A 25,709-nucleotide genomic window follows, 5' to 3' on the forward strand; every position below is an offset into this window, starting at 1 on the left:
TTAAGAGGATATAGACATGACCATGCTTGGTTTTTTATCCATAACTGGAACAGAACAAGGTGTTATTCAAGGTGGATCGACTCATGAAGATAATCTAGATGATATCGAAATATTAAAACTTGACCATCAAGTTGAAATACCATCTGGATCAAAAACACAATTGAGTGCAGGGCAACCGATCCATGGCGGTATAAAAATAAATAAAATTATTGATAAGAGTACACCAAAACTAGCTCAAGCCCTTTGTACTCGCGAAGTCTTATCTGAAGTTAGTATTGCTTATTACCAACATACACAAAGTGGCACTAGAGAATTAGCGTACAAAATTGTATTAAAAAATGCCTTGATTACTAAAATTACAAGTTGGACTCCACACTTTTTTGAAACACAGGAAGAGCAATACAGATTGATGGAAGATGTGGTGTTAAGTTACGAAAAAATATTGTGGAGTTGGGGTAGTGAAGGTGATGTTGAATATGAAGTCAGTTCAAAGGGGACTGAGTAAACATCATGCAAAATTTAAGGTTAATGGACAGACTGAGTGAATTAGATTTAGCGGAAGAACAAATTCGGCAATCGTTGAGTTTACGCGTTCGAAAATCTGTTCAAAAACACCTAAGTGGTTTATTAAACACCAAACAGGGTAGTGTTTTAATCGATAACGATTATGGAGTACCTGATTTTTCGATTGGACCTGGTAATGGTCAAGCGCCAAATGGGGAATTAATTGCTCAAGTCGTATTAGCATTAATTAATAGTTATGAACCAAGGTTGATTAAACCAAAAGTAAAATTAACGCTAAGCAACTCAGATAATTTATCAATGGCGTTTGTTATATCAGGCTTAGTTGAAACTAATAATGAACATCAAAATTTAACGTTTTCCGGCACGCTGTTAACAAACGGCAGCTTTTTATTCGATCCGATTGAGTAGGTCATATTGTGCTAACTGATTATTACAAACAAGAACTCAGAGTTCTAAAAGATATTGCTGCCGACTTTGCCCGTGACAATCCGTCACTTAGTAAGTCATTATCAGGCGCGACAGCAGATCCGGATGCGAGCAGAATTCTAGAAGGGGTGGCCTTTTTAACAGCTAACATTCGCCAAGAGCTAGATAGTCAATTCCCTAAGCTATTGCATAGTTTGGCACAATTAGTATGCCCTCAATATATACGACCTATGCCAAGTGCGACAATTATTGCATTTGAACCAAAACCAAGTATTGCCAAAGAATTAAAGATTAAAGCCGGTACATATATAGATTCTAAAGAGACAGCCGAGGGCAGTTGTCGTTTTAAAACCACTGAATCTATTGATTTGTTACCATTAAAATTAACGTCAGTTTCTCAATTAGATCAAAATGGTAACTCCGGTGTTGTTATCAATCTTGGTTTCACTTTAATCAATCAAACATTAGATCAGTTACCATTTAATAAAATCCGTTTATTTTTAGGTGGTGAGTATAGCGATGCTAGCGACCTATATTCTTTATTATTTAACCAACTTCAACAAATCAAAGTGGTTGCCAATGGTGAAAGTTACTTAAATAAAACTGATATAAGCCCAACGGGTTTTGATAAGTCACAAAGTTTATTCCCGCAACCCAAAGGGATGATGCCTGCATTTGATTTAATTCAACAATATTTCTTATTTCCACAGAAGTTTCTGTTTATTGATTTGGATCTAACCAATTGGGTTAGCCGTGGAGCGGGAGACAAATTCGAAATTCAATTTATATGTGATAAGCCTAATTTTAGGATGCCTAAGATAACTAGAGAACACTTTGTATTACATGCTTCTCCCGCGGTGAATTTATTCGACTTAGAATCTCAATCTATCTTGATTAATGCACAACATAGTGAATATCAGCTACTTCCTAATAAAGGCAGTGATGGTGGTGAAATTCAAATTTACTCAGTTGATCACGTTGAAAGTCATGCTCGAGGAATGCAAGAATCTAGACAATATATTCTATTTGGTGGTTTCACTAAGCCGGACGGGAATACCTCAGTTTATGAATTAAATTACCAACAAAGCTCAACGGCTTATGCGCCGGATACCTTTATAAAATTGGCATTTGGACAAGAACAACAGATCAGTAAGAATGAAATTCTCAAAGCTCAACTTACCTGTAGTAATGGCCAAGCCGCTGAAAAATTAAGTCCAGGTGATATATGTGTTGCCACAGGTAATACGCCAGAATTAACTACGTTTAGGAATGTCACTACACCAACAAAAGCGAGAAAAATACCACTAGATGGCGATATGCTTTGGCAATTGATTTCACACTTATCGTTGAATTACTTGTCTATTACAGACAGTGACACACTTAAAGCGATTTTACGTCAATATATCGCCCCAGATGACAGACATAAAAGTGATAAGTTAGTTAACGAGAAAAAAATTGAATCTATTGATAAGTTGGAAGTTGTCGCTGGGGAAAGCCTATTTGCGAATAATTTTATCCATGGTCAAAATATAAAAATAATAATTAAATCAGAAAACTTTGAATGTATTGGTGATAAATATTTATTTGGTAGCGTGTTAGATAGGTTTCTATCTGGCACCACAACGATCAATGTTTATACTGAATTAACATTCGAAGACTATTTTAGTGGGGAGCGTCAGTTATGGCCAGCCAAGATCGGCAACAGACCGCTTCAATAGAACAAGATATTCTTAGAGATGGATCAGCTTATACATTTAATAAACTGATCACACTATTGCATAGTATTGTAATAGATAAAGGCCAAGATCCATCAATGATGATCCGTATTCGTCCGGAATTATCAATGTCTTTAAACCGATCTCAAATTGTTTCAGTGACGAAAACAGAAGACGGTGTGTTTGATGTTATAACTAATTTTATGGGCTTATATGGCGCATCTTCACCGTTACCTAACTTTTATACCGATGAACTGATTGAGTTAGAACAAGAAGATCAAACTAGCGCTAGAACATTTTTAGATGTTATTCACCAACGTTTGTATCAACTATATGGCGAAGCACAAAACAAATACAACATCATTACCTCTGTTGTTGAGCAACAACAAAGCATATTTAGCCAGTTACTACATACCTTTACAGGGAGTAGGGACAGTCAATTACAGCAAGCACACCCGGATGCGAACCAGTTAATATCATATCTTGGCTTATTAAGTAGTAGTCAGCGCTCAGCTGAAGGCTTGCAGGTGTTATTAGAAGGTTTCCTGAATAACATTTCCGTTATTGTTGAACAATGTGTTGAACGAAGTGTGAGCATACCAACAAAACATCAAAGTAGTTTAGGTAACAATGCTTGTTTGTTAGGGGAAAACGCCTTGCTTGGTAATAAGTTAACAGACAGAAAAGCAAAAATTATTATTCATTTAGGACCGCTTTCCCAAGATCAATTTGATAAGTTGGTCAACGATAAAACACAGTGGAATATGATGTTGCAATTGATCAAAACATATTTAAATACACCTTTAGAAGTCGATATTAAAATTGCATTAATCGCAAGGGCGGCTCAAGGAGTCGCTTTGGGCGATACAAAGTGGTGTCAATTAGGCTACGACACTTGGTTATTGGATAATAAACCATTAGACATTGCCAATCCTGATTCTGACATTCTTTATAGTACATTACGTTTACAGTAGGTAAATTATGACTAATTCTATTCAATTTACATTTAGCCACCCACAACTATCTGAAACAGATAAAGTTAAAGTCGTTAATTTTACAGGTGATGAAGGTATTTCTCGACTCTATGAGTTTGCAATAGAGTTGATATCAGATAACGCCGACTTAGACAGTGATGTGATATTAGAATCACCAGCTAGTTTGATCATTAAACTAGGCGCAGACAGCCGCAATATTCAAGGTATCGTTTCCCACTTTGAAGCGGTAAAACAAATCAATAATAAAACCATATATAAAGCTAAGTTAGTGCCAAGGTTATGGGAATTATCGCTTTATCACACTAACGAAATTTATTTAGACCAAACCGTCCCTGAAATCATTGAAACAGTACTTAAAGAAGCCGGGTTTACTAACCTAGACTACGACATATCAGGTCTGCAAGGAACGTATAAAAAATGGCCATACAAATGCCAATATGGAGAAAACCATTTAGATTTTATTTCACGGCTAATGGAAAGAGATGGAATTTATTATTACTTTGCAGAAGGCGATTCGGGTGAAAAACTGGTGTTTTGCGATACGTTAAATGCACAAGAAACAATTTCAATACCCGATATCCTATATAGCCCTTCAGCATCACTGGAGATCAATAGTTTAGAGAATAATGTTCATAGCTTTGTCAGTCAGCAGAAACGCGTTCCGCATCGCGTTTTAGTAAAAGATTATAACGATGATAAACCGTCTGTAGACATTAAAGGTGAAGCAATCATAGATCCTGATGCAAATCCTAATAGTGAAGTCTATGTTTGGGGACAAAATATTGAAACACCCGATGAAGGCAAATTATTAGCAGATATTAGAGCGGAAGAGATCTTAGCAGGTAAGAAAACCTATCATGGTGAAAGCTCGGTTATTCGTTTACTTGCTGGTTATAACTTTAAATTAAATCAACATTTCAGAGCGGCATGTAATCAAGAGTATTTGTTGTTAAGTATCAATCATGAAGGCAGTGACCCTAGTGTATTAGATTCAAGTGATTCAGGCTCAGCTCCAGCCACTATTTACAATAATCAATTTAGTGCTATTTCAAGTACCACTCAATACCGACCTGAACAGTTAACCGCTAAACCTGAGATTCATGGCACGTTAAACGCCTTTATCGACGCTGAAGGAGATGGCCAATATGCAGAGTTAGATGAAGAAGGTAGGTACCGAGTTACTTTACCATTTGATCGTGTTGATCGTGATGGTGGAAAAGCGTCACATTGGATCCGCATGAGTCAACCGTTTAGTGGTGAAAATCAGGGCATGAGTTTCCCACTTCATAAAGGCGCCGAAGTACTATTAACTTTTGTTGGCGGTGATCCTGACCGACCAATTATTTCAGGTTCAATACCAAATGCTTCACAGCCTAGTGTCACGACAAGTGATAACCAAACTAATAGTGTAATACGTACCAGTTCAGGCAATAAAATTGAACTAGAAGATCAGGAAGGCAAAAATAGAATTAAATTGCAGACTGGTGATGATAAAACCTATATGCATTTAGGTTCACCTAATCATCCTGGTGATGGTTTTGTACTGATGACCAAAGGCATGGAACGTAAAGAAGTCATAGGTGGGCAACAATTATTTGTAGCGGCCTCCGGTGCAAGTTACGAGAATGCTAATGGTGACGATGCAACTATTCCAGATAGATCAGATCCTGAAACGGGAGAAATAGGTGAAACGACAACTGATGTTATAAATGAACAGGACGTTTTTACTTTTTGGAAAAAAGAGTCCGATGGACAAAACCCTAGTGCAGGTAAAACCGAGTTTACATTAGAAGACGAACTTGAAGGTAAGTACTTGTTCGAACGTCGAATTGGTGATGTTTATAAATGGACCGCAGGTAATGAATATATCTATGGTGCGGATAACGTCTATGATTTCGGTAATAGTTGGGATGAATTTCATGTAAATGAAGATGGCATGGACCGTACTGGTGATAAAAGAGAGTATTTTGATATCCCTGTATTTAGCAATGCCAGAGGTTCAACAGGCCCAACTGCAGATGGATATGATTGGGGAGATGATACTCGCGTTATCGACCCAGGCGAACAAATGGTAGAACAAAAATGGGGTGATGAATATACGTACCATCATGGTAGACGTTTTGATTGGTGTTCAGATCCGGCTGATTACAATTTTGGAAATGGCTATACAGAAAACTTAATCAAATCTAATACAGAAACCATTAATGCTTCTCATGCACACGACAAAGCTTCACCAGGCGGGCCTAAATACGGCACTATTAACGGTGAGTTAGTTAAAGGGCTAGTTGCTGGGACGACGAGCGCTGAGAAAACCATTGGTGATAGTTATAGTTATACCAATGGCAAAACGTTAGAAGTTTATGTTGGTAATCAAGAAAGCCATACCTATGGAGATCAACATGAAGAAATTCATGGTCACTCCATCTCTCATGTTAGAGGCAGTTGTCATAGCACACATCACGGGGCTACCAATGACATGTTTATGGGAGCATCAAGTGAATTTCTATTAGGTGCTACAAGTTCGATGGCTTTAGCGGGATCTAGTGAAATTCAAGTTGGTGCAGCAAATGAAATGTTCTTGGGTTTAAAATCTAGTTTTTGTATTTCAGCTGGTTTTGAGGGCTCAATTGGTCCTATGACAACGGTTTTTGGACTTGATGTGGAAGCAAAACTAACTGAGTTACAAACATCAATGGCGACTATGAAAACACATGTTAATACCGTGACCGGAGAAGTGAATAATATTGTAACTGGTGTAAGTAAATTAAGAGCGGTTGCAAATAATTTACAAACTGCAGGGGTTTCATTAACCACTGGCGGCATTCAGATGATGGCGTAACTAAATGAATATAGTTAAACCTCTGCAACTTAGTGTATTACACAAATCTTTTACTTATTTAGAGAAGGATATCTTTGCTGTATCCATTCCAATTGCATTTTCTTTGATTGATGGTGAAATATTATTAGAGCAAAAATTATGGGAAACAATAGGAGAGCAATTAGATGGTGATGTTTTTGACGGCGCAATGCCAAAACAAGCTGGAGAAGTCTTAGTTTGTGGTGACTTTATCGCCCCTAATAATCAAGCCGTGAATGCCGGTTCTGTGCATTTAAAACTATCAGTAAAAGACAAAAACGATAGTTACCAGGTTCAAGTTGATAAAGAGTTAGCCGTATTTGGTGATAGACATTGGTACAAATTGTTAGGCGCAGGCATAACACCTAGTTCTCCTAAAACTTTTTCAGAAATGCCAATAACCTATCAAAATGCTTATGGTGGAGATGGTTACTCATTTAACCCAGTAGGAAAAGGTTTTAAAGCAATAGATACCGATACTGGTGAAGTTCAATTTTTACCTAATGTTGAGTATAAAAACAGCTTAATAACGTCAAGTTCAAGACAAGTTCAACCAGCCAGTTTGGGTCGTGTAGACATTATGTGGCAACCTAGAGTTGATAAAGCTGGTACTTATGACCAAGAGTATTTAGATAACCAAATGCCGGGCTTAGCCAACGATATCAGTTGGGAGTATTATAACGACGCAGCAGAAGATCAATGGCTTAATGGATTTTTTAAAGGTTCTGAGCATTATTCTATTACTAACATGCATGCTGAACATAAAAAGTTTGAAGGGGTTCTTCCACAGGTTTACGGTCGTGCATTTGTAAATCAAACTTCAATTAATGTTGAAACTAATGAATTGGAAACACAGTTTAAAGAGATCCCCACTAAGATGGATACATTGTGGCTTTTTCCAAATGCTGTCATGGGGGTGATGATATACCGTGGAACAATCGAAGCTCATTCAGATGATGGTTCAGATGTAAGTGCATTATTATTAGCTTGTGAAAATCGAGATGATCAGCCTAGAACACTCAAGCATTACCAAGATCAGTTAACAAAACGGCTTGACCCAGTTCATGGCTATAAATACGCTTTATTTTCCTCACCTTTAATAGCTAATGGAATGACTTGTGGATTTAAACAAATTCAAGAAGAATATGATTTTCCTTTAGAAATGTTAGGTAAATCTAATATAGATGAATTTGCAGACAATAAACGTAAGGAAATGAGTAACCAACTAGATGATGCTAAGTTACAAATTATTGAACAATGCAAAGCAATGGGGGTTGATCCAACTCCATACATTGATCAAATCAATAATCCTGAAAAAGCACCAGAACAAATAAAAATAGAAGCTTTAATGGAAAAAATGGCACCCGGTATGGTAACTGCCCCCAATAATATAGATATTTTTAATATCGACTTATCGGTCATGGATGAGATAAAAGTATTTACTGACAAATTGGCAGAAGAAAAAACTGCTGCTGCAAAAGAACAGATTAAATTGGAAGTCGAAAAGTTAAAAGAAGACAAAGACTATCATTTATTCACTGACGCAATTGCTGATATGGAGAAAAACCTTGATGAAATCGATCTCCCTCCAATGTGGCCTAGACCTAATATTAATGAACAGTTAGTTGCTGTAAAAAAACAAGTTTTAGATGCTTCAACACAAATAGATGAAATGCGTAAGCTAGGTGTACCTGAAGAAAGATTACCAACACTAAACATTGATATCGAGTCCATTGAAAAGCAGTTGTTAGATGCAGACCTTAAGTTAAAAGAAACTTATATCATGGGTGCCCATTTAATGGGACAGTCACGTTCTCCGCATCCAGGTCAGGAAGATATATTAAAACAAAATTTTATAACTAAATTAAAAAACGGAGAATCATTAGTCAACGGTGATTATGCCTGTATAGATTTAGCCGGACAGAACTTACAAGGTTTAGATTTATCTGGTTGTTATCTTGAGGGGGTTAATTTTACAGGTTGTGATTTATCAGAGGTTAATTTTACAGGCGCAATATTAGCAGGTTCAAACTTAACGGATGCAAAACTACATAATACAAATTGCAAAGGCGCCAACATAGGTGCCACTAATTTGACACGAACAGACTTGTTTCAATGTAATTTTGTCAATGCACAACTGGGTAATGCTATTTTTAATGAAACCAAACTAGTTAATTGTGTATTAGATAATATGACTTTTATTGATACTGGTTTTATAGATACAGTATTTGATAATACAAGCATTAAGCAATGTAATTTTATTAACCCTACCTTTAATAAATGTACATTTATCAGTAGTGATTTAACTCAGGCCAACTTTATAAAACCAGTATTTACTAATGCTGATTTTAAAGGAGCCATACTTGATGGTGCTAATTTTGTTGAGGCAACGATCAATGAAGCTAATTTTACAACGGCACAAATGATCAATAGTCGATTTGTCGGCGGTTGTGAATTAAATAACTGTAAGTTTGTTGGCGCTGATGTTAGTAAATCTTGCCTTAGAGATAACCAAATAAATAATTCAGATTTTTCTAATTCATTATTAGATGAAGCCGATTTTAGTGGATCTAACCTTGAAAATAGTTTGTTTGTTGGAGCTAAAGCCATTCGTACTCAATTTATGAAATCGAACTTAAAAGGGGCAGATCTAACCAACTTTAATTTAATGGAAGGGTCTTTATATAAAGCTTATGTTGTCGATGTTTGTTTTGATAGGGCAAACTTATATTGTGTTAACTTTATGGACTCTACATTAGGTAATAATAAGTATAAAGGCGCCAATCTTGATCAAACCATTTTAAAAGATTGGAGGCCATAATTGTTAAAAGATAAATTAAGTAAAGAACAATTAGTGGCAGCAGTTAAAGGCGGCGAGCCAATTATCCAAGGTCTAGATTTATCAAATAGTGACTATCAAGGTGTTGATATAGGTGGTGGCAATTTTGAATCTGTTAACTTCAGTAATGCTAATTTAACAGGTGCTAAGTTAAAAGAATGTAATTTTATTAACTGTGACTTTACCGGGGCTATTCTTAACAATGCTAATTTAATCTTGGCGAACTTTATAGAACCAAAAGGTCAAGGCATTAGGGTTACTGGTTGTGACCTTAGATTAGCAAACTTTATAGATGCAAAATTTGACCAAGCTGACTTTTCTAATAGTAATTTTGAAAATACCAGCTTTATAAATCCTAGTTTGCAGTCGGCAAAATTCATAGAGGCAAAGTTAGATCAGAGTTCGTTTATTAATGCTGATATATCTATGAGTAATTGGACCAAATCCACAGCGTTTAGAGTAAATTTTTTAGAGTGTAATGTTAAAGACATAGATTTAAGTGAAGTTAACTGGGAGTTACCTTTTTTTCAAAAAGCTGATTTTACAAATTATGACTTTACTAAGGTCGGTTTTATAAAGCCGCAATTCCAAGAAACAGTTTTGAGTGGGACCAACTTTACAGGAATGGATATATCTCAAGCTGGATTTATGGAAGCCGATTTAACGGCGGCAAATTTCAGTCAGGTACAAGCATTACAAGCTAATTTTATTAAGGCTAATTTGACTAGAGCTAACTTTAGTCACTCAAAAATGCAACAAACGTTAATGCAAGAAGCTAATTTAACTAAAGTGAACTTTACAAAAATTCTTGCTGAACAAGCGTTAATGGTTAAAACAGATTGTACCGGTGCTGTATTTGATGGGGCCGATTTAACATATGTTGATTTTAGCCATGCAAATTTAACCAACGCAGATTTATCGAACACTAAGTTATACAGAACTAATTTACATGAAGTGATTGAGCAAGACACGATTTGGCGAAATGCTAATAGAAGCGTGGCACTTGAAACAGATAAAACTAAACAAAAAGCCGAGCAGTGGTAATTGCTTTGACTTACATGGGAGGTCGTCGTGACTAGTACATTAACAAAACATGATCATTCAATTCAACAGACTGAAATTGCTGTAGTTCAAGGCGGCTTTGGTAAAGATTTTATGGTGTTGTATTCACAAGGCTGTGTCAGAGCTAAATTGGCATTTAGTTGTTTAGTAACGCCAGAACCTGGCGATAAAGTATTAGTTAGCACCGGAAATGATTTATATATTCTTGCCATTATTGAACGTCCTACTAACGACGATATGAAACTTCAATTTCCTGCCGATGTTTCATTAGTTGCTAAACATGGGAAGATTAATTTATCAGGTCGTGAGGGCATAGACATAACCAGTCCTTCACAAACCAATTTAACAACAAATAAATTGGCAATTAATAGTTTAAATACTTCAATAATAAGTAATGAGTTATCTGTCCGTGGCGATAAAGTAGTGAGCCAATGGCGTGAAGTAAATTCTATTTCGAAAGCGTTTAATTTTATAACAGATTGTTTAACGCAACGAATGAAAAATAGCTTTAAAACGGTGGATGGGGTTGATCAGCAAACTAGCCTTAACTTTATGCAAACCATTAAAAAAACGCTTTCAATTCGCTCTAGAGACGCATTAATCACGGCTCGAAAAGACGTGAAAATTGACGGCGAACGAATTCATATGGGCTAGGGGGTAATATGGTTTTTGCTACAACACAAATGGGTGGGTTAAACATGGCAATGCCAGACGTATGTTTAACGCCGATACCTTCGCCTGTTGGTCCAATACCAACACCGATACCTTACCCTAATATAGCCGTACCAATGACAGCTATTCCGTCACAGGTGAAAGTGTTAACGTTGGCCATGCCTAACCATAACATGATGACTATAACGCCTATGAGTAATGGTGATAACGGCGGTTTAATGATGAATCCATTATCCGGTATGGTGATGGGACCACAAAGGCAATTGTTAGGCAGTGTTAAAACATTCATGGGTGGGTTACCAGCTAACAAAATGCTCGGGTTATCTGGACAAAATGGCATGATGCCAGGCGCGTTTGGTATGACACTGGCACCGTCACAAGTAAAAGTAATGATATTGGCATAATGTCATCGTTAATAAATAATAATAATTTCTTATTAAAATAGAAGGAAAGTAGCGGATGAGTTTCTATAACTTGCGTCCATTTTTAAACTGGGGACTTATGATTGCAGCTATTTTAGGTGTGATCTATATTGGTTATTCACAGAGTAATACCAGCAATGTAATGAGAATCGCATCTGGTGAAAGAGGCAGTTACTTATATTCTGTAGGAAAGGAATTAAAACTAGCGATAGAACAATACACTGATTACAAAGTTGAATTAGTGGTTAGCCGAAGTTCAACGTTCAATCGTGGCGTTTTGCAATCAGGTAAAGCTGATGTCGCAATAATATCACCAGCGGCTAGTTCGATGACGAATATGTCTGTGGTTGTTCCAATCTCAAAAAGCTATATCCACGTCATAGTAAAAGAAAATAGTGCGATAAACTCAATTTCAAACCTGGCTGGCCATCGAATCTCGCTTGGTGCTTTACAAAGTGATCATCGCCAAAATGCGCTTAAGTTACTAAACCACTATAGAGTAGAAGAAAAAACTTTGCGCAATACAGAAGTATCACACCTTGAGCTTTTAGAAGGTAACAACCTTGATGGGGCAATAATAACCTCAAGTTTTAAAGATGAATATCTGCAAAAGCTCATGGCAAGTGGACATTTTAAACTTATTGAAATTGAAGCGGCTGAAGGCGTAGCAACATCTTACCCGTATTTGAACGCTAATACATTACCGGTTGGTGTTTACCCTTCTATAATGGGACCTATGCCAACAAAGTCTTTATCTATATTAAGTACGGATGCGTTATTAGTAACTCGTACAGATGCGCCATCATTGTTAGTTGAAGGTTTATTAACGGCATTGTTAAATAAAGATGTAAGTGAAAAATTTCCTTTAATAAAACAATGGTTAAACACAACAGGTGGTATTTTACCAAGTTTAGATACACATGAAGCTGCATTACATATATTTAATCCTTATTCAAAATTACAAAAAACGGCCTACGCATTTTTACTTCAACTTTGGATATATAAGTGGGTTATTTTATGTATAACCATTTTAATCCTAAGCGCTGTTTCTCGATGGTTTGATATAAAAAATAGAAAAGCAGAAGAGAATAAGAAGAACAGATTTCAACGGATAGAAAAACTGTTAGAGGATATAAATCAACATGAAATGTTACAAGCCGATACTAAAGATTATAGGTTATTAACCAGACGCTTAGCTGAAGCTCGTAAAATTAAGCAAGACGGTATACAAATAGCCTGTGAACAAAATATGAGTAACAGCCCTGTATTTATCGCTTTCTTACAACAATGTGATCATGTAATAAAAGATATTCAATGGAAACTTTCTTTGGGCCTTGCTGGCTCTACTAACGTGGCTTAAAAACGGAATTACGTGTAATTATGAACACAAAAGACTTTGTTAAATTTACGTTGTCAGCTTCCATTTTAAGTATTGGAATATCTGGTTGCAGCTCATTGTTAGGTAATGATGAAGAAACAAAAGCAGATCAAAATATGGATGTTGAAGTAGAACTTCCAACTGACTCATTTGTTAAAGTTTTACCTGATTTTCAGGCTTTAGATCCTTTATACGACTTAGGTTTTGAAGGTGATTTTGACAAAGGTATGACTGCATATAATGAAAAAAGGTATAGCTTAGCGTTAACCGAATGGTACCCACTAGCCAAAGAGAGAGACGCTCGAGCAGAATACTATATAGGCATTATGTATTTAAATGGGTTAGGCATGCCGGTGAATTACAAACAAGGGACTATTTGGATTCAGCGTAGTGCGAGTCAAGGTTATGCTGAAGCACAGTTTGAGTTTGGTAATTTATATGTTGCTGGTCAAAAAATAGAGCAAAATTATGATCAAGCCATTCGTTGGTTATTATCAGCAGCTAGACAAGGTCATGCTGGTGCACAATTTAATTATGGTTTGTTATATCAACAAGGCAAAGTTCCTTTATCTTCTAACCTTATGGAAGTGTATAAACAATCACGCTCTCAAACGTTTAACGATCAACAAGCATTTAAATGGTATACATCAGCAGCAACTCAAGGACATGGTGCAGCCCAGAATAATTTAGCATGGATGTATTTATATGGACGAGGTGTCGCACAAAGCGATCAGTTAGCATTGAAATGGTATACCGAAGCAGCAAATCAAGGTGTGATAGATGCTCAATATAATTTAGCTTTATTATATGAACAAGGAAAAGGCACCACACTAAATTTACAAGAAGCTCTGTTTTGGCATAGTAAAGCTGCTGACCAAGGCTACTTCCCATCTCAACAACGATTACCAATATTACAACAACAAATAGAGTCTTTTGATACCTCACTCGTTCTATTTGGTACTACATTAGCCCAAGCGACAAGAGACGCATTACGTAATAAATTGAAATCCAATAATGGCAATATGTTACGTGAACAAGATAATTATTGGTTTGATATTTACGAATCTTCTCGACTTTTAAAGAGAACTGACAGATTGTTTGTTGGTTATAGTCTTCAAACAGACCATGTTGCCTCTCTAGAATATCGCTTTCCTTCTCAAAATGATCCTAATTTTGTTTTAACCGTGATTGATATGGTGAAAGAAAAATATGGGCCACCAATTGAAACTGAAGGCTCATTAGACTTTGGCAAGGTTAAGTACAGCTGGATAGTGAAAGACACAGAAGTTTTTGTAACTCGGTATTGGCCTGATACCACTGTTTATTTGTCTTATCATATAGGGTCAAATTACCAACAAATGGTAAGTGAAATGCCTGAAAATGCAGAAGAGTTAATTTATAACATGGTATTTGAAACCTATTAACTTACTTAACTGTAATTTCAAATATATCGCTGAAGTTAGATTTTTAAATAGAAGATTATGAACATTACCAATATTTTACAGACATTATTCTCACGGCTAGTCATTCTGACTTTAGCTGTAGTATTTCTCAGTGGGTGTAATCCTGAAGAAGTATTGGATGACGGTGGTTATGAAATTAAATTATTATCTACTGAAAGTGTATTTCGTGAAGGAGAACAACTCTCAGTAGGGGTGTTTGATAAAGTTACAGGTGAGCAAGATGTTAGTGCCAATATATCAAGTAATAACCAATCTTTTGAATTAGATGAATATGTTTGGACTACCGATAACTCAGATCTTGCTGAAATGGCTCTGGAGAAATCATATAAAAATCAGATCATAACTAAAGCGCCAGGTAAAGTTGTCATCACAGCGACTAATTCAAAACGACAAGTTTCTTTCGAACTGACTATTGCACCCGCATTATTAAATAGTGTCGTTATCTCACCAAAAGCACAAAGTATATATTTAGGGCAAATTAAATCGTTTGTTGTAAATGGTAATTATAGTGACGGTTCGATTAGGCCAATAACTGAAGGGATATCGTGGTCTATTGATAACAACGAACACGCATCTATTACAAATCAAGGAGTAGTCTCTTCTTTAAATGTTGGTCTAGTAAAAGTGACGGCCAGTGTGACTAATGAATTACAGCAGGTCAAAACAAACGCTGTAAACTTAACCATTACCGAAGCCGCTGTCACAAAATTAGACATTACCGCTCAATCTAATATTCCTCTAGGACGAACCGGGCAAGTATCAGCAATTGCGCAATTTACAGATTTAACGAATGATAATGTAACCACAAATGTAAGCTGGATAAGCACACCAGAAAATATTATAAACATTGATGCTGAAGGCAATATAACCACAAATAACATGGGGCAAGTAACGGTTTCAGCAGTTATTGATGATGGATATGGTACTGAAGTTACGTCGAACTCTGTTGAAATAACAATTAGCGAAAAAGTGATTGAAACAATAGATATCGTTCCTGAGAATCAAGTGATTCTTAAGGATGCACCGGTTATTTCAATAGAAAAACAGGAACAGTTTACAGTCGAAGCAACATATTCAACTGGTGATAAAGAAGATATAAGTTTAAATGAATCATTAGTCTTTACCTCTAGCGATACCTCGATAGCTACAGTGGCATTGTTGGATTCCGGTCAATTTTTAATTGAGACCTTTGTTGAAGGCACAACGACATTAACCTTATCTTTACCTAATCGTCTGGACGAACAAATCGTTACTGAACGAGTGTTAACTGTCATAAAACCAGTGTTGACTAAAATAGATATTTCCGCGCAATCCGACACCTTTGCTGTGGGTTTACAAGTTAACTGGCAGGCCATTGGGCATTATGATGATAACACCACAAAAGATATTTCAGACACGGTAACTTGGAGTTCTAGCTCCTCAAATCTTGCGAGTTTTAACCAAGACAAACGTTCAACTTTAAGTGTCACTGATACCGGTGTAACGTCAATAACAGCACAATTTATTAACGATCGTGAGCAACTTATTGTCAGTGAACCTGCTGAGGTAACTTTACGATCTGCAATTGTTGTTGATGTATTAACAATTTCAGATAACGCCAACATTGTTGATGGACAAGTATCGGTACCTCAAGGCGTACAGGTAAATTTTCAATTAAAAGGAATGTTAAGTGATGGCACAGAGCAAATACTGTCAGGCGTTACTTGGACAGCAACAGAAAACGAATTAGCGACATTAGACTCAAGTTCTGGAATATTAATTGCGACCAAAGATGTATCCAAACTGGGAGTACTAACCACAACCGCATCAATTTTTATCGATGATACCAATTTCTCACACGACGTCATTGTTACCGTTACACCAGCTAAATTAGTCTCTTTCGCGATCGAACTACCAGAAAATAATGGTTTGTATAAAGGTTACAGCCAACCACTTAAAGTGATGGGGACGTTTTCAACCGACTTAACTTATGATTTAACCGATGTAGTCACTTGGGAAATTAATGAAGCCAGTAAAGATAAAATAGTTTTATCTAGCATCAAATTAAATACATTAGAAATGGTTAATGCCGGTGATGTAACCGTTAGTGCCAGTTATTTAGATATATACGACGAAAATAAAACTAAAACCACTAGTTTAAATTTCACGGTTGCACCTGCGTTGTTAACGTCCATGAGTATTTCGGCTCAATTAGATTCAGATAAAAATGGCGTTGGTGAACTCGATGTCGTGTCGGTAGCAAGCGGTCAAAATGTATTGTTTAGTGCCATTGGTACCTACAGTGATAATTCGACAAAAGAGATAACTGAGCAAGTTACTTGGCTTTCTAGTTCTCCTTCATTTTTAACTATCATTGAAACTGGTGAAGACGGAGGACAAGCGAATACTTTTGAGCCAACTCTGGAAAATACTGCATTAACCATATCTGCACTTCTTACCAATGATAAACAAGAAGATATTAGTTCAACATTTTCGTTTACCATTGGAGACGCGGTACTTGAAAATATTAATCTATCCCCTGCAGCTTTAAGTTTTGGTTTAAATGTCCCGGCAGGTAAAAGTGTACAACTTGAAATATGGGGAACATATTCAGATGGTTCTTATAAAAAGATCACAGAAGATAACGCTGCAGTTTGGTCATCAAATAATCTAGAAATTGGCACTATCGTAAAAGAAACGGGTTTAGTGACAATGGAAAAGGGGGATCCCGCTGCTTTATTAATAACTGCAACAGAGACAGTATCTGGCAATTCTTTTAAAGGAAGTTTGGTTCTTAACCGTGTCGATGCCATAGTTGAATTTATTAAAATAACTCCTGACACTTCGAGTGCTCCATGGAAACTGGCGGATGGGGCTCAATTAAATCTAAAAGCTTTCGCTGTTTATAGTGATTTATCAGAAGTTGAGATCACTGAAGACGAAAATAGCACTTGGTCTATTCCTGATGTAAGCGATCAAGCATTCATTAGTGTTGAAAATGGATCAACATTTAAAGGTTTGGTGACCGCACTTACTGAAACAGAAAACAAAGTTACGGTAAATCTTCAAAATACGACATTTGGGCAAACATTAATAACAACGGCTGATTTTGTTATTGGTGCAGCCGTATTAGAATTTATTGAAGTAAGTCCAACGATTCAAACCATTACAAGTGGAGATACCTTAGTATTTACAGCCACTGGGTTTACCAGTAATGACGAAACAATCGATCTTACAGAGTTGGCGACTTGGAGTAGCCAAAATATAAACGTTGCTGAGTTTAATCAAGCTAGCAGCAATGTACTCCAAGGAATATCAGCTGGGTCTGTTTATATAACGGCTAGCTACACACCGACAGGACAAGAGGAGTTAACCTCTGAAACCCAAGTTACAGTAGAACCTGCAATTTTAAGAAGTATTAGTATTCACCCAACGTCACCGAGGTTTACTGAGATACCTCAAAATACGCCTCTATTTTTAAAAGGTAACACAGATTTGCTTACGGCCACCGGCTTATATTCTGATGGTACTACGGCAACGATAAACGGCAGTGTAGATTGGTCTATTGATAATACAAATGTTGCCTACATTAGCTCAGTAGGTGTCATAACACCCGTAGGGCTAGGCGATGCAACCTTGCATGTAGAAATTGAAGTGGTTGAATTAGGTGAAACGAAAACGATTTATGTCGACTACCCATTTACGGTTATTGGCCCATTATTAAAGTTCATTGATATCACTCCTGCAACACCAGTTTTTGTTCTAGGCATGCAACAACAGTTCACAGCTAAAGGCATTTATTCTGATAATAGTATTGTTGATTTAACCAATGCAGTAACCTGGACAACGGGACGTTCTAATGAATTAGCGGAAGACAAAGCCGGTAATATAACTAACACGGGAGTATTTAGTGCAGAAAGATTAGGCTCTGTAACAGTTAACGCTTCACATCCTGACTTTGATGATAAAGCCATCATAAAACAAACATTTGTATCGATAGAAACATTAGATCATCTTGTGATTGAGCATGCTGGTGGCGATGTATATGCCGGTCAAAAGTTATCTTTAAACGCTTATGGTGTCACTAGTAATAACAAACAAGTTACTTTTTCAAATGGATTAACGTGGCAGGTTTCGGCAATTGCAACAATTGATGATATAACTAATCAATCAAGTACTAATTCATTCACAACCAATGCTGCTGGAGTGATGACGGCGACCGCGACTTGGACAACCGATGCTGGTGTTACATCTAAATCTATTCAAATAGATATAAAAGACCCATTATTAACATCCATTAGTTTATCTGTAGATGATAATAGTATCGCCGACGGGTTAACGGCACAATTTACCGCGACGGGTAGTTATTCAGACGGCAGTACTCAAAATATTACGGATGATGTAAGTTGGAATAACTTAAATGAAAGTATTTTTACAATATCCACTACTGGATTGATCACCTCTAATCAACCAGGTTCTGGTGATGTTTCCGTTTATATAACAAACGAAAGTGGCAATATAATCACCAGTTCATTGGTAACAATTACGGTTGAACTCCCAATAGTACAATCTCTAACTATTACCGCTCCAGACTCAAACAACACAATAAGTAGGGGGACAAGTGCTCAACTGAGTTTAACTGGTCAATTAACCGATGGTACAACTGATTTACCTTCAGGGATCACTTGGGAAAGCTCTAATGAATTGAACGCGATAGTAACTGATGCTGGTCTTGTTTCTATACCGAACGATGCAGCTCTTGGAGCTGCAGTGACAATTAAAGCTTTAGTCCCCGTTAAAAATGATGCAAATGAGATAATTGAGAAAACAATAATCTTAACAGTTGGTTCAGCTAAATTAACTAGTTTAACACTAACAACAACTGATCAAACTGTACCAAGAGGATCAACTGCACAAATTAGTGCGATAGGGTTATTAACTGATGATACAGCTGGCTTTCCAATAGGAACCGCAATTACATGGAGCAGTAGCGATACGAATAAAGCAACAGTTAATGCAAGTAATGGGCTAGTCACAATAATTTCAAACGCAGTCATTGGTCAAAAAGTCACTATAACTGCGACATCGCCAGATGCTGACGGTTCCTCAGTTAATATCACCCAAAGCATTGTATTAACTATAGGGAAACCTTTATTAACAGCATTGAGTTTAACAACGAGTGATACAACAGTTCCTCGAGGTACTTCTGTTACTATAGATGCAACGGGAATTCAATCTGATTCTACGAATGGTATTTCAACAACAATAACTTGGACAACGAAACAACCAACTTTATCAACGGTTAGCTCAGAAGGTGAAGTATTTATACGGAATACAGCGACCGTTGGTGAAACAGTTGAGATAAAAGCAAAAGCATTTGAATCTGCGAGCTCATTAACACCAGTAGAAGCAACGCTTAATTTAACCATTGCCGAGCCGTTATTAAGTAGTATGACATTGAGTTCAACTAAGACAACGGTTCCAAGAGGTACAACAGCAACGGTTTCAGCTATTGGTACGTATACAGATACAACTACAGGTGTACCTAATTCAATTATTTGGGAATCGAATAATGTTAAAGCACCTGTTGATGTAAATACGGGAGTTGTAACAATAAATAACGATGCTGTTATAGGTGATACAGTTACAATTAAAGCTTCCGCAGATAATAATGTAGAAAAAGAAATTACATTAATTATTGGCTATCCAGTAGTTAATTCATTGTCAATAGATACAAGTGATAGTGAAATAAGAAAAGGGCGTAGCTTAACGTTAGCTAATACGGTCGTAATGTCGGATGGAGATACATCTTCAATACCCACTTTAACTTGGAGTAGTTCAAATTCAATAACCGCAACGGTTGATAATGGTGTTGTTACAATCCCAAACAGTGCAACAGTAGGACATACAGCAACTATTAAGTTACGAGCTCCTAAATATATTGGATCTAGCGAGGAATTTGTTGAAGATTCAATATTAATCACAGTGACAGAAGCTGCGTTAGAAGCTATTACATTAACTCCAGGTGATAGCCAAGTACCGCGAGGCTCAACAATTAAGTTGGTTGCTTCAGGTTTAATGTCAGATGGTTCGAGCGATTTACCTACAGAGTTAACATGGTCAACTTCTGATTCATCAATTGCAACAGTCACTGACTCAGGTGACGTAACTATTAAAAATGATGCTGACTTTTCGACTCCAGATACCGTCGTAATCACAGCTACCGCTGATGAAGCTTTGTTAGATTCTAGCACGACAATTTCAAAATCAGTCACCTTAACGGTTGGTGAACCTGAAGTTGAAAGTGTAGATATTACTAATTCGGATTTGACTTTAGCGCGAGGAAAATCTTTAACTTTAACAACTAATGTTGTTATGTCTGACGCCAACCCCGCATCGGAACCAACATTAACTTGGAGTAGTAAATCGCCAAGTATAGTGAGTGTCGCCCAAGATGGTACAATCACGGTTCAGAATAATGCGACTGTGCTTTCTAAAGCAGAGATTGTAGTTCAAACAGTTGCTTTCACTGGCTCTAGCACAATCGTTTCTGATTCAATATTCGTTACAGTAGGGGCTCCATTATTAACCTCTATCGCATTATCACCTGGTGACTCTGATATCAGAGTAGGCACAAGTATGGCATTTACTGCTACCGGTACCTTATCAGATGGTACAAATGGACTACCTACAACTCTGACTTGGTCAAGTGATAATGCTAAAGCGACAGTCAGCACTACTGGGGTTGTAACTTTTGCAAATGATACTTCACTTAGCCCAACAACAACCGCAACCATTAAGGTTAGTGCTCCTGAATCATCAAGCTCATCAACATTAATTGAACAAACCGTTGTTGTCACTGCAATAGCACCTTTGGTTGAGCAAATTGAGATCACCGTGAATAATGTATCTTCTGCGGCTGAAAATGTTGCAAAAGGGGATTCATTACAATTAGGAACCTTAACAACCTATTCTGATGGAACGACTTCAACCTCAGCAGCCGTTACATGGGAAGAACTTCTTGATTCAGTTAACGGCTCAGTTTCTAGCCCTGCAGGGGTAGTGACCATCGCCAATAATGCTAATGTTGGAGATACTATATATATAGCGGTATCAACACCAATCTATGATGGTGCTTCTGAAACTGTAAACGACTCCATTGAGATAACCATCACAGAGGCAATTCTAGAATCTATTGAATTTGATACAGCTAATTCATCTGTCATTCAAGGCAATACTTTACAAGTTGTTGCAACCGGTACGTATACAGACGGAACGACTATGAGTGCGGAAGATTTAAGTTCTACTTTAACTTGGTCTACTGACAACCCTGGTGAAGTTGATGTCTCACATATCGACAGTGGGTTATCTTCAGCCCATGGGTTGATTACTGTTGCCTATGATGCAGTAATCGCAGACTCGATAATCACAGCAACAGATTCATCAACGAATATCTCACAAAGCATAACAATTACTGTGGCTTATCCAGAGGTGGATCTAGAGTTGTCGGTATCTAATAGTACATTTTTAGTTGAAGATACATTGACAATAACGCCTAGTTTTACCACAACTTCTGACACCATTTCTGATACAGACGGGTATGACTCTACACAATTATCATGGTCTAGCTCGGATGACTCAATTGCGACAGTAGGGGCGACAACAGGAATAGTTTCAGCGCTAGCACAGGGGTCTGTAACCATCACAGCAACGCATGATTTGGTCACTGAAGATTCTGCAAATGGCATTTATGCTGTGGCTAGCTCACCGTTAACTGCAACCATAGAGTTAACTATTGAAAACCCGACAGCTAATTTGGAATTATCAGTCAATGTTGAAGATATATTATTAGGTGAAACCCTAACTATAGCACCTACTTTTGGTACATCAGCTAACAATTCAAGCGCTTCGACTACAGGTTATGAAGTAGCTAATTTAGTTTGGACAAGTTCTGATGAAACTGTTGCAACAGTGGCTAGTGGCATAGTAACAAGTCTAACCCAAGGTACTACAACGATCACTGCATCTCTACCGGCTATTATTGCAACAGCAAACTTGGATGACACAGATCTTACAAATAATGTTTATACATCCGCGTCAGCTCTTAGCGAAAGCGCTGCAATAACCGTAACTGCACCTGAGGTTGTTGATTTTGATATTTACGCTCAAACTTCAACTATTTTGGTGGAACAAACACAGCTAGTCATAGATCCAGTTGAAATATTTTCAGATAAAACCACACAAGCTCTAACAACAACATTGGATTGGAGCACTGACGACTCTAACATTATATTCACGACAGGCAGTTCACAAACGGTTAATGCCCATAGTGGGAGTATTGTGGTCACAAGTAATAACTTAGGCTCAGATACTACGGCCACTATTACGGCTACTCATGCAACATTAGGTACTAAAACGTTATCAGTGACATTTAGAAATGATAATGATTTTGTTATTTCTCATATAGAAACATCCAGCCCAGTAATTATAGTTCCTGATAATGGTATATTGCAGTTAGAAGCTGTTGCGATATATGATGATGGTTTCATTATAAATATTACTAGTGACGCTGATAATGCTTGGACGACAAACGATGAAAGTTCAACCGTTATTAATGGTTTAGTGACCATAGATAACGACACCGAATACAGTGGTAATAATATTATTACTTCTACTTTCGCAACCAAAGTAGCAACAACAACGTTAGACATTAAAGATGCCACTTTAGTATCCATCGAAGTATACCCACAAGATGTCGAAGTTTTAGCCGGTTTAAATTATAACTTCAAGGCATATGGTCTTTATAGTTATAGTGATACTCCTACAGAGTATGTTATTGCGGATATTACAGATTCTGTAACTTGGTCTAGTGACGATACTAGTGTTATTAATAATAGCGGTAAAGCGATTGCAACTGGAACCGCTACATACACAGCAACCGTATCAGGCATGCCTGATATTACAAATACTGCAAGTGTACAAGTAGTCTCAACAATCTCTAATATTGCTTTAACTAAAACCATGACGGATGTTAGTAATGATCATGCTAATCAAGCATTAAACTACCCAATTAATGCACTTGCGACTTACCCCAATGGTCATGTTCAAAACATTACAGAACAAGTATTTTGGAGCGCCACTTCTGATCTGATAGTAAATAATTCCGATGGTTACAAAGGCTTAATTACACCAACCGCATATACAGATACAGAACAAACTGTGACGGCTAGTATATTTACTAATAGTGGAACAGTCAGTGGCACAACAACCTTAAATACGTCGAGTAGAACGGTAAGTTCAATTGCAGTAACTCCTGCATCCATAGATTTGGGTGACAATGGGCAACAACAATTTACGGCAACGGCGACTTATAGTGATTCTTCAACTGAAGATGTAACGGAATTAGTTACTTGGAAAACGGATAGTATTACTTCTGTTCATATTAGTAATACACCTAGTACAAAAGGCTTATTAACAGCGAAACCGGGATCGACAGACGGTGCAACATTAACAGCATATTTATATACTAAAACGGATACGGCAGCGATTACACGTTCAAATGTGAGTGCGACTGCTTTAAATTTATCACCAGATACGAGTAATGATGATGTAACTATTGCTGTTGATGGAACACTCCAGTTTACGGTTGAAGGTGAATTCACTAGTACTAATACTGATTTTACAAAAAGAGTCGTTTGGACAAGTTCAGATCCGACAAAAGTTATAATAAGTAATGCTGCAGAAACAAGAGGGGTTGCAACCCGTTTAGCATCTGGTGATGTAACAATAACAGCGACCTATGAAAACTTATCAGTTACTAGCGGCACGATAGGAACGACACCTTAATGGAAATTAGCCAAATGAAAGTTTATTTAAATAAATGTATAAAAAATATGGCCATACTCACCTTTGTGATGCCGATGTTGGTGTGCGCAGCGAATGATGTTTCATTTGATCAGAATGAGTCTTTAGGTGAGCCTATATCCAGCCTAGATCTAAACGCCATTTCGAATATTGATAAGTTATTAGATGTAAGACCCAATTTAATAGATGAATATATTCAGTTACAGAGAGATATAAAAACACTTACTGCGGTTTTATTAGTAAAAGAGGGTACACATAGTGAGGAGTTTCAGAAATTTAATGAATATCAAAAACTAATATCTAATAAATATAACCCTAATCAAATTTTCAATTTATTTCGCCAGCTAGATGTACAAAGCCACCAGCAAGATATTACAGATAATGAATATGACCTTAATAGGTTAAAATTAAAACTGTATACCGCGCAAGTTAGATATCAGCAAATAGAAATTGAAGTAGAACAAGCTTATTTATCTAAATATGCGGTTGATGATAAACAATTAACCCAAGGATTATTGGCAAATGAGGCGTTATTGATAAAAGATGAGCAGCAAAAAGTAGTATTTAACTTACTTAAATCGTATGAAAACAACCCTAGAACATTTGCCCAGATATTAAGTCATCCTAGCGTTGTTGCATTACTGCCAGACTACTTAAAAGAACAACTAAATATTTTTAAGGAAGCAAACATTTCGTTAGTACAAGCTTTAAATAAGCCTGATGTAATGAAAGCAGTGATCAGTAAAGTTAACGCGATTGATTTTTCACCTGCACAATTAGAGGACGACATAAATAAGAGTATTTATAGCGAACAACAAGTCCCTAAAATTTTAAACTCTATTGTTATGCCTATCTATATTAGTAGTGACTTAGATGCTGATACAGTTAACCCAATTGAAGCTATAGAGTTGTATGATCTTCCTTTACCATCTCAAGAATTAGTTTTTCTTTTAGCTTCAATTAGAGAGAACAATACTACCTCAGTATACTCAAGTTTATCTGATTATTCTTTGGATCAAATTGTCGATTGGGATGGCCTAGAGCCAACCTATACTGTAGCAAGTCAATCAGAGTATTTAACGGCGTTAAATAATGCACATGGTCCTGAAAGCTTAGATATATCACAAGTATTACCTGATAGTTTAACGGCGACGTTTAATGGTGAGATGCAAGGGCAACTTATGGATGGGTCAGGTGCAGTTAGCGGAGATATTAGTTTAGATGTTAATTTCTCTGGCAACACCAATACACAAATTGAAGGTAGCTTCACACTGAATACCGACCAAAGCGCGATTAATGGCGTTATTCCTTCCACAGTGATCAGTGGGCCTGAAAACTTTGAGCTTAATTTTACCACTGATAGTCAGCAACAAGGTGGTTTTAATGGTAGTTTTTTTGGAACCAACGCAGAAGAAATGGGTGGCGTTTGGGTACTTGGTAATGATATCGATGGTTTTAATGGTGCACTTGGTCGATTTAGAGCCAAACGATGAATCGCATATTAATTGTAAA

13 protein-coding genes are annotated in these 25,709 nt (G+C 36.9%); all 13 read left to right on the top strand.

Features of this window, described 5'->3' with window-relative positions; all coding sequences use genetic code 11:
• Positions 1–16: 16 nt before the first annotated feature.
• The 13 genes from tssD to KO505_RS12100 are packed head-to-tail and all read left to right on the top strand — an operon-like array spanning position 17 to position 25,690.
• Entirely contained in the window at positions 17–505 is a 489-nt protein-coding gene (tssD, locus tag KO505_RS12040; RefSeq protein ID WP_216055694.1) for a type VI secretion system tube protein TssD, read from the top strand.
• Positions 506–510: 5 nt separating this feature from the next.
• Positions 511–933 (top strand): type VI secretion system baseplate subunit TssE, encoded by a 423-nt coding sequence (tssE, locus tag KO505_RS12045; protein ID WP_216055695.1) that lies wholly within the window; start codon positions 511–513, stop codon positions 931–933.
• An 8-nt stretch (positions 934–941) separates the two neighbouring features.
• Positions 942–2,669 carry a type VI secretion system baseplate subunit TssF gene (gene tssF, locus KO505_RS12050; RefSeq protein WP_216055696.1) on the top strand — a complete coding sequence of 576 codons (1,728 nt, stop codon included), beginning with the start codon at positions 942–944 and terminating at the stop codon, positions 2,667–2,669.
• Positions 2,633–3,640, top strand: coding sequence for a type VI secretion system baseplate subunit TssG (gene tssG, locus KO505_RS12055; RefSeq protein WP_216055697.1), 1,008 nt, complete (start codon positions 2,633–2,635; stop codon positions 3,638–3,640). Before tssF ends, tssG begins: the two co-directional genes overlap by 37 nt.
• 7 nt (positions 3,641–3,647) lie before the next feature.
• Entirely contained in the window at positions 3,648–6,500 is a 2,853-nt protein-coding gene (locus tag KO505_RS12060) for a type VI secretion system Vgr family protein (protein ID WP_216055698.1), read from the top strand.
• A gap of 4 nt (positions 6,501–6,504) precedes the next feature.
• The gene (locus KO505_RS12065; RefSeq protein ID WP_216055699.1) at positions 6,505–9,339 is read left to right on the top strand and encodes a DUF2169 domain-containing protein; all 2,835 of its coding nucleotides are present in this window, start codon (positions 6,505–6,507) and stop codon (positions 9,337–9,339) included.
• Positions 9,340–10,401, top strand: a complete 1,062-nt coding sequence (locus KO505_RS12070; protein WP_216055700.1) for a pentapeptide repeat-containing protein — start codon at positions 9,340–9,342, stop codon at positions 10,399–10,401.
• 27 nt (positions 10,402–10,428) lie between these two features.
• Complete coding sequence (locus KO505_RS12075; protein ID WP_216055701.1) at positions 10,429–11,073, top strand: DUF3540 domain-containing protein; 645 nt, start codon at positions 10,429–10,431, stop codon at positions 11,071–11,073.
• Between the two features lie 8 nt (positions 11,074–11,081).
• Positions 11,082–11,495: a DUF4150 domain-containing protein gene (locus tag KO505_RS12080; RefSeq protein WP_216055702.1), complete on the top strand. Its 414-nt coding sequence runs from the start codon at positions 11,082–11,084 to the stop codon at positions 11,493–11,495.
• Positions 11,496–11,550: 55 nt separating this feature from the next.
• Entirely contained in the window at positions 11,551–12,873 is a 1,323-nt protein-coding gene (locus tag KO505_RS12085; protein WP_216055703.1) for a TAXI family TRAP transporter solute-binding subunit, read from the top strand.
• A 20-nt stretch (positions 12,874–12,893) separates the two neighbouring features.
• Positions 12,894–14,315, top strand: coding sequence for a tetratricopeptide repeat protein (locus KO505_RS12090; protein ID WP_216055704.1), 1,422 nt, complete (start codon positions 12,894–12,896; stop codon positions 14,313–14,315).
• 57 nt (positions 14,316–14,372) lie between these two features.
• Positions 14,373–24,179, top strand: a complete 9,807-nt coding sequence (locus KO505_RS12095) for an Ig-like domain-containing protein (protein WP_216055705.1) — start codon at positions 14,373–14,375, stop codon at positions 24,177–24,179.
• On the top strand, positions 24,179–25,690 hold the full coding sequence (locus KO505_RS12100; RefSeq protein WP_216055706.1) for a transferrin-binding protein-like solute binding protein: 1,512 nt from the start codon (positions 24,179–24,181) through the stop codon (positions 25,688–25,690). Before KO505_RS12095 ends, KO505_RS12100 begins: the two co-directional genes overlap by 1 nt.
• Positions 25,691–25,709 lie beyond the last annotated feature (19 nt).

The organism is Psychrosphaera sp. F3M07 (assembly GCF_018860345.1).
In the GTDB taxonomy this organism is placed as follows: domain Bacteria; phylum Pseudomonadota; class Gammaproteobacteria; order Enterobacterales; family Alteromonadaceae; genus Psychrosphaera; species Psychrosphaera aquimarina.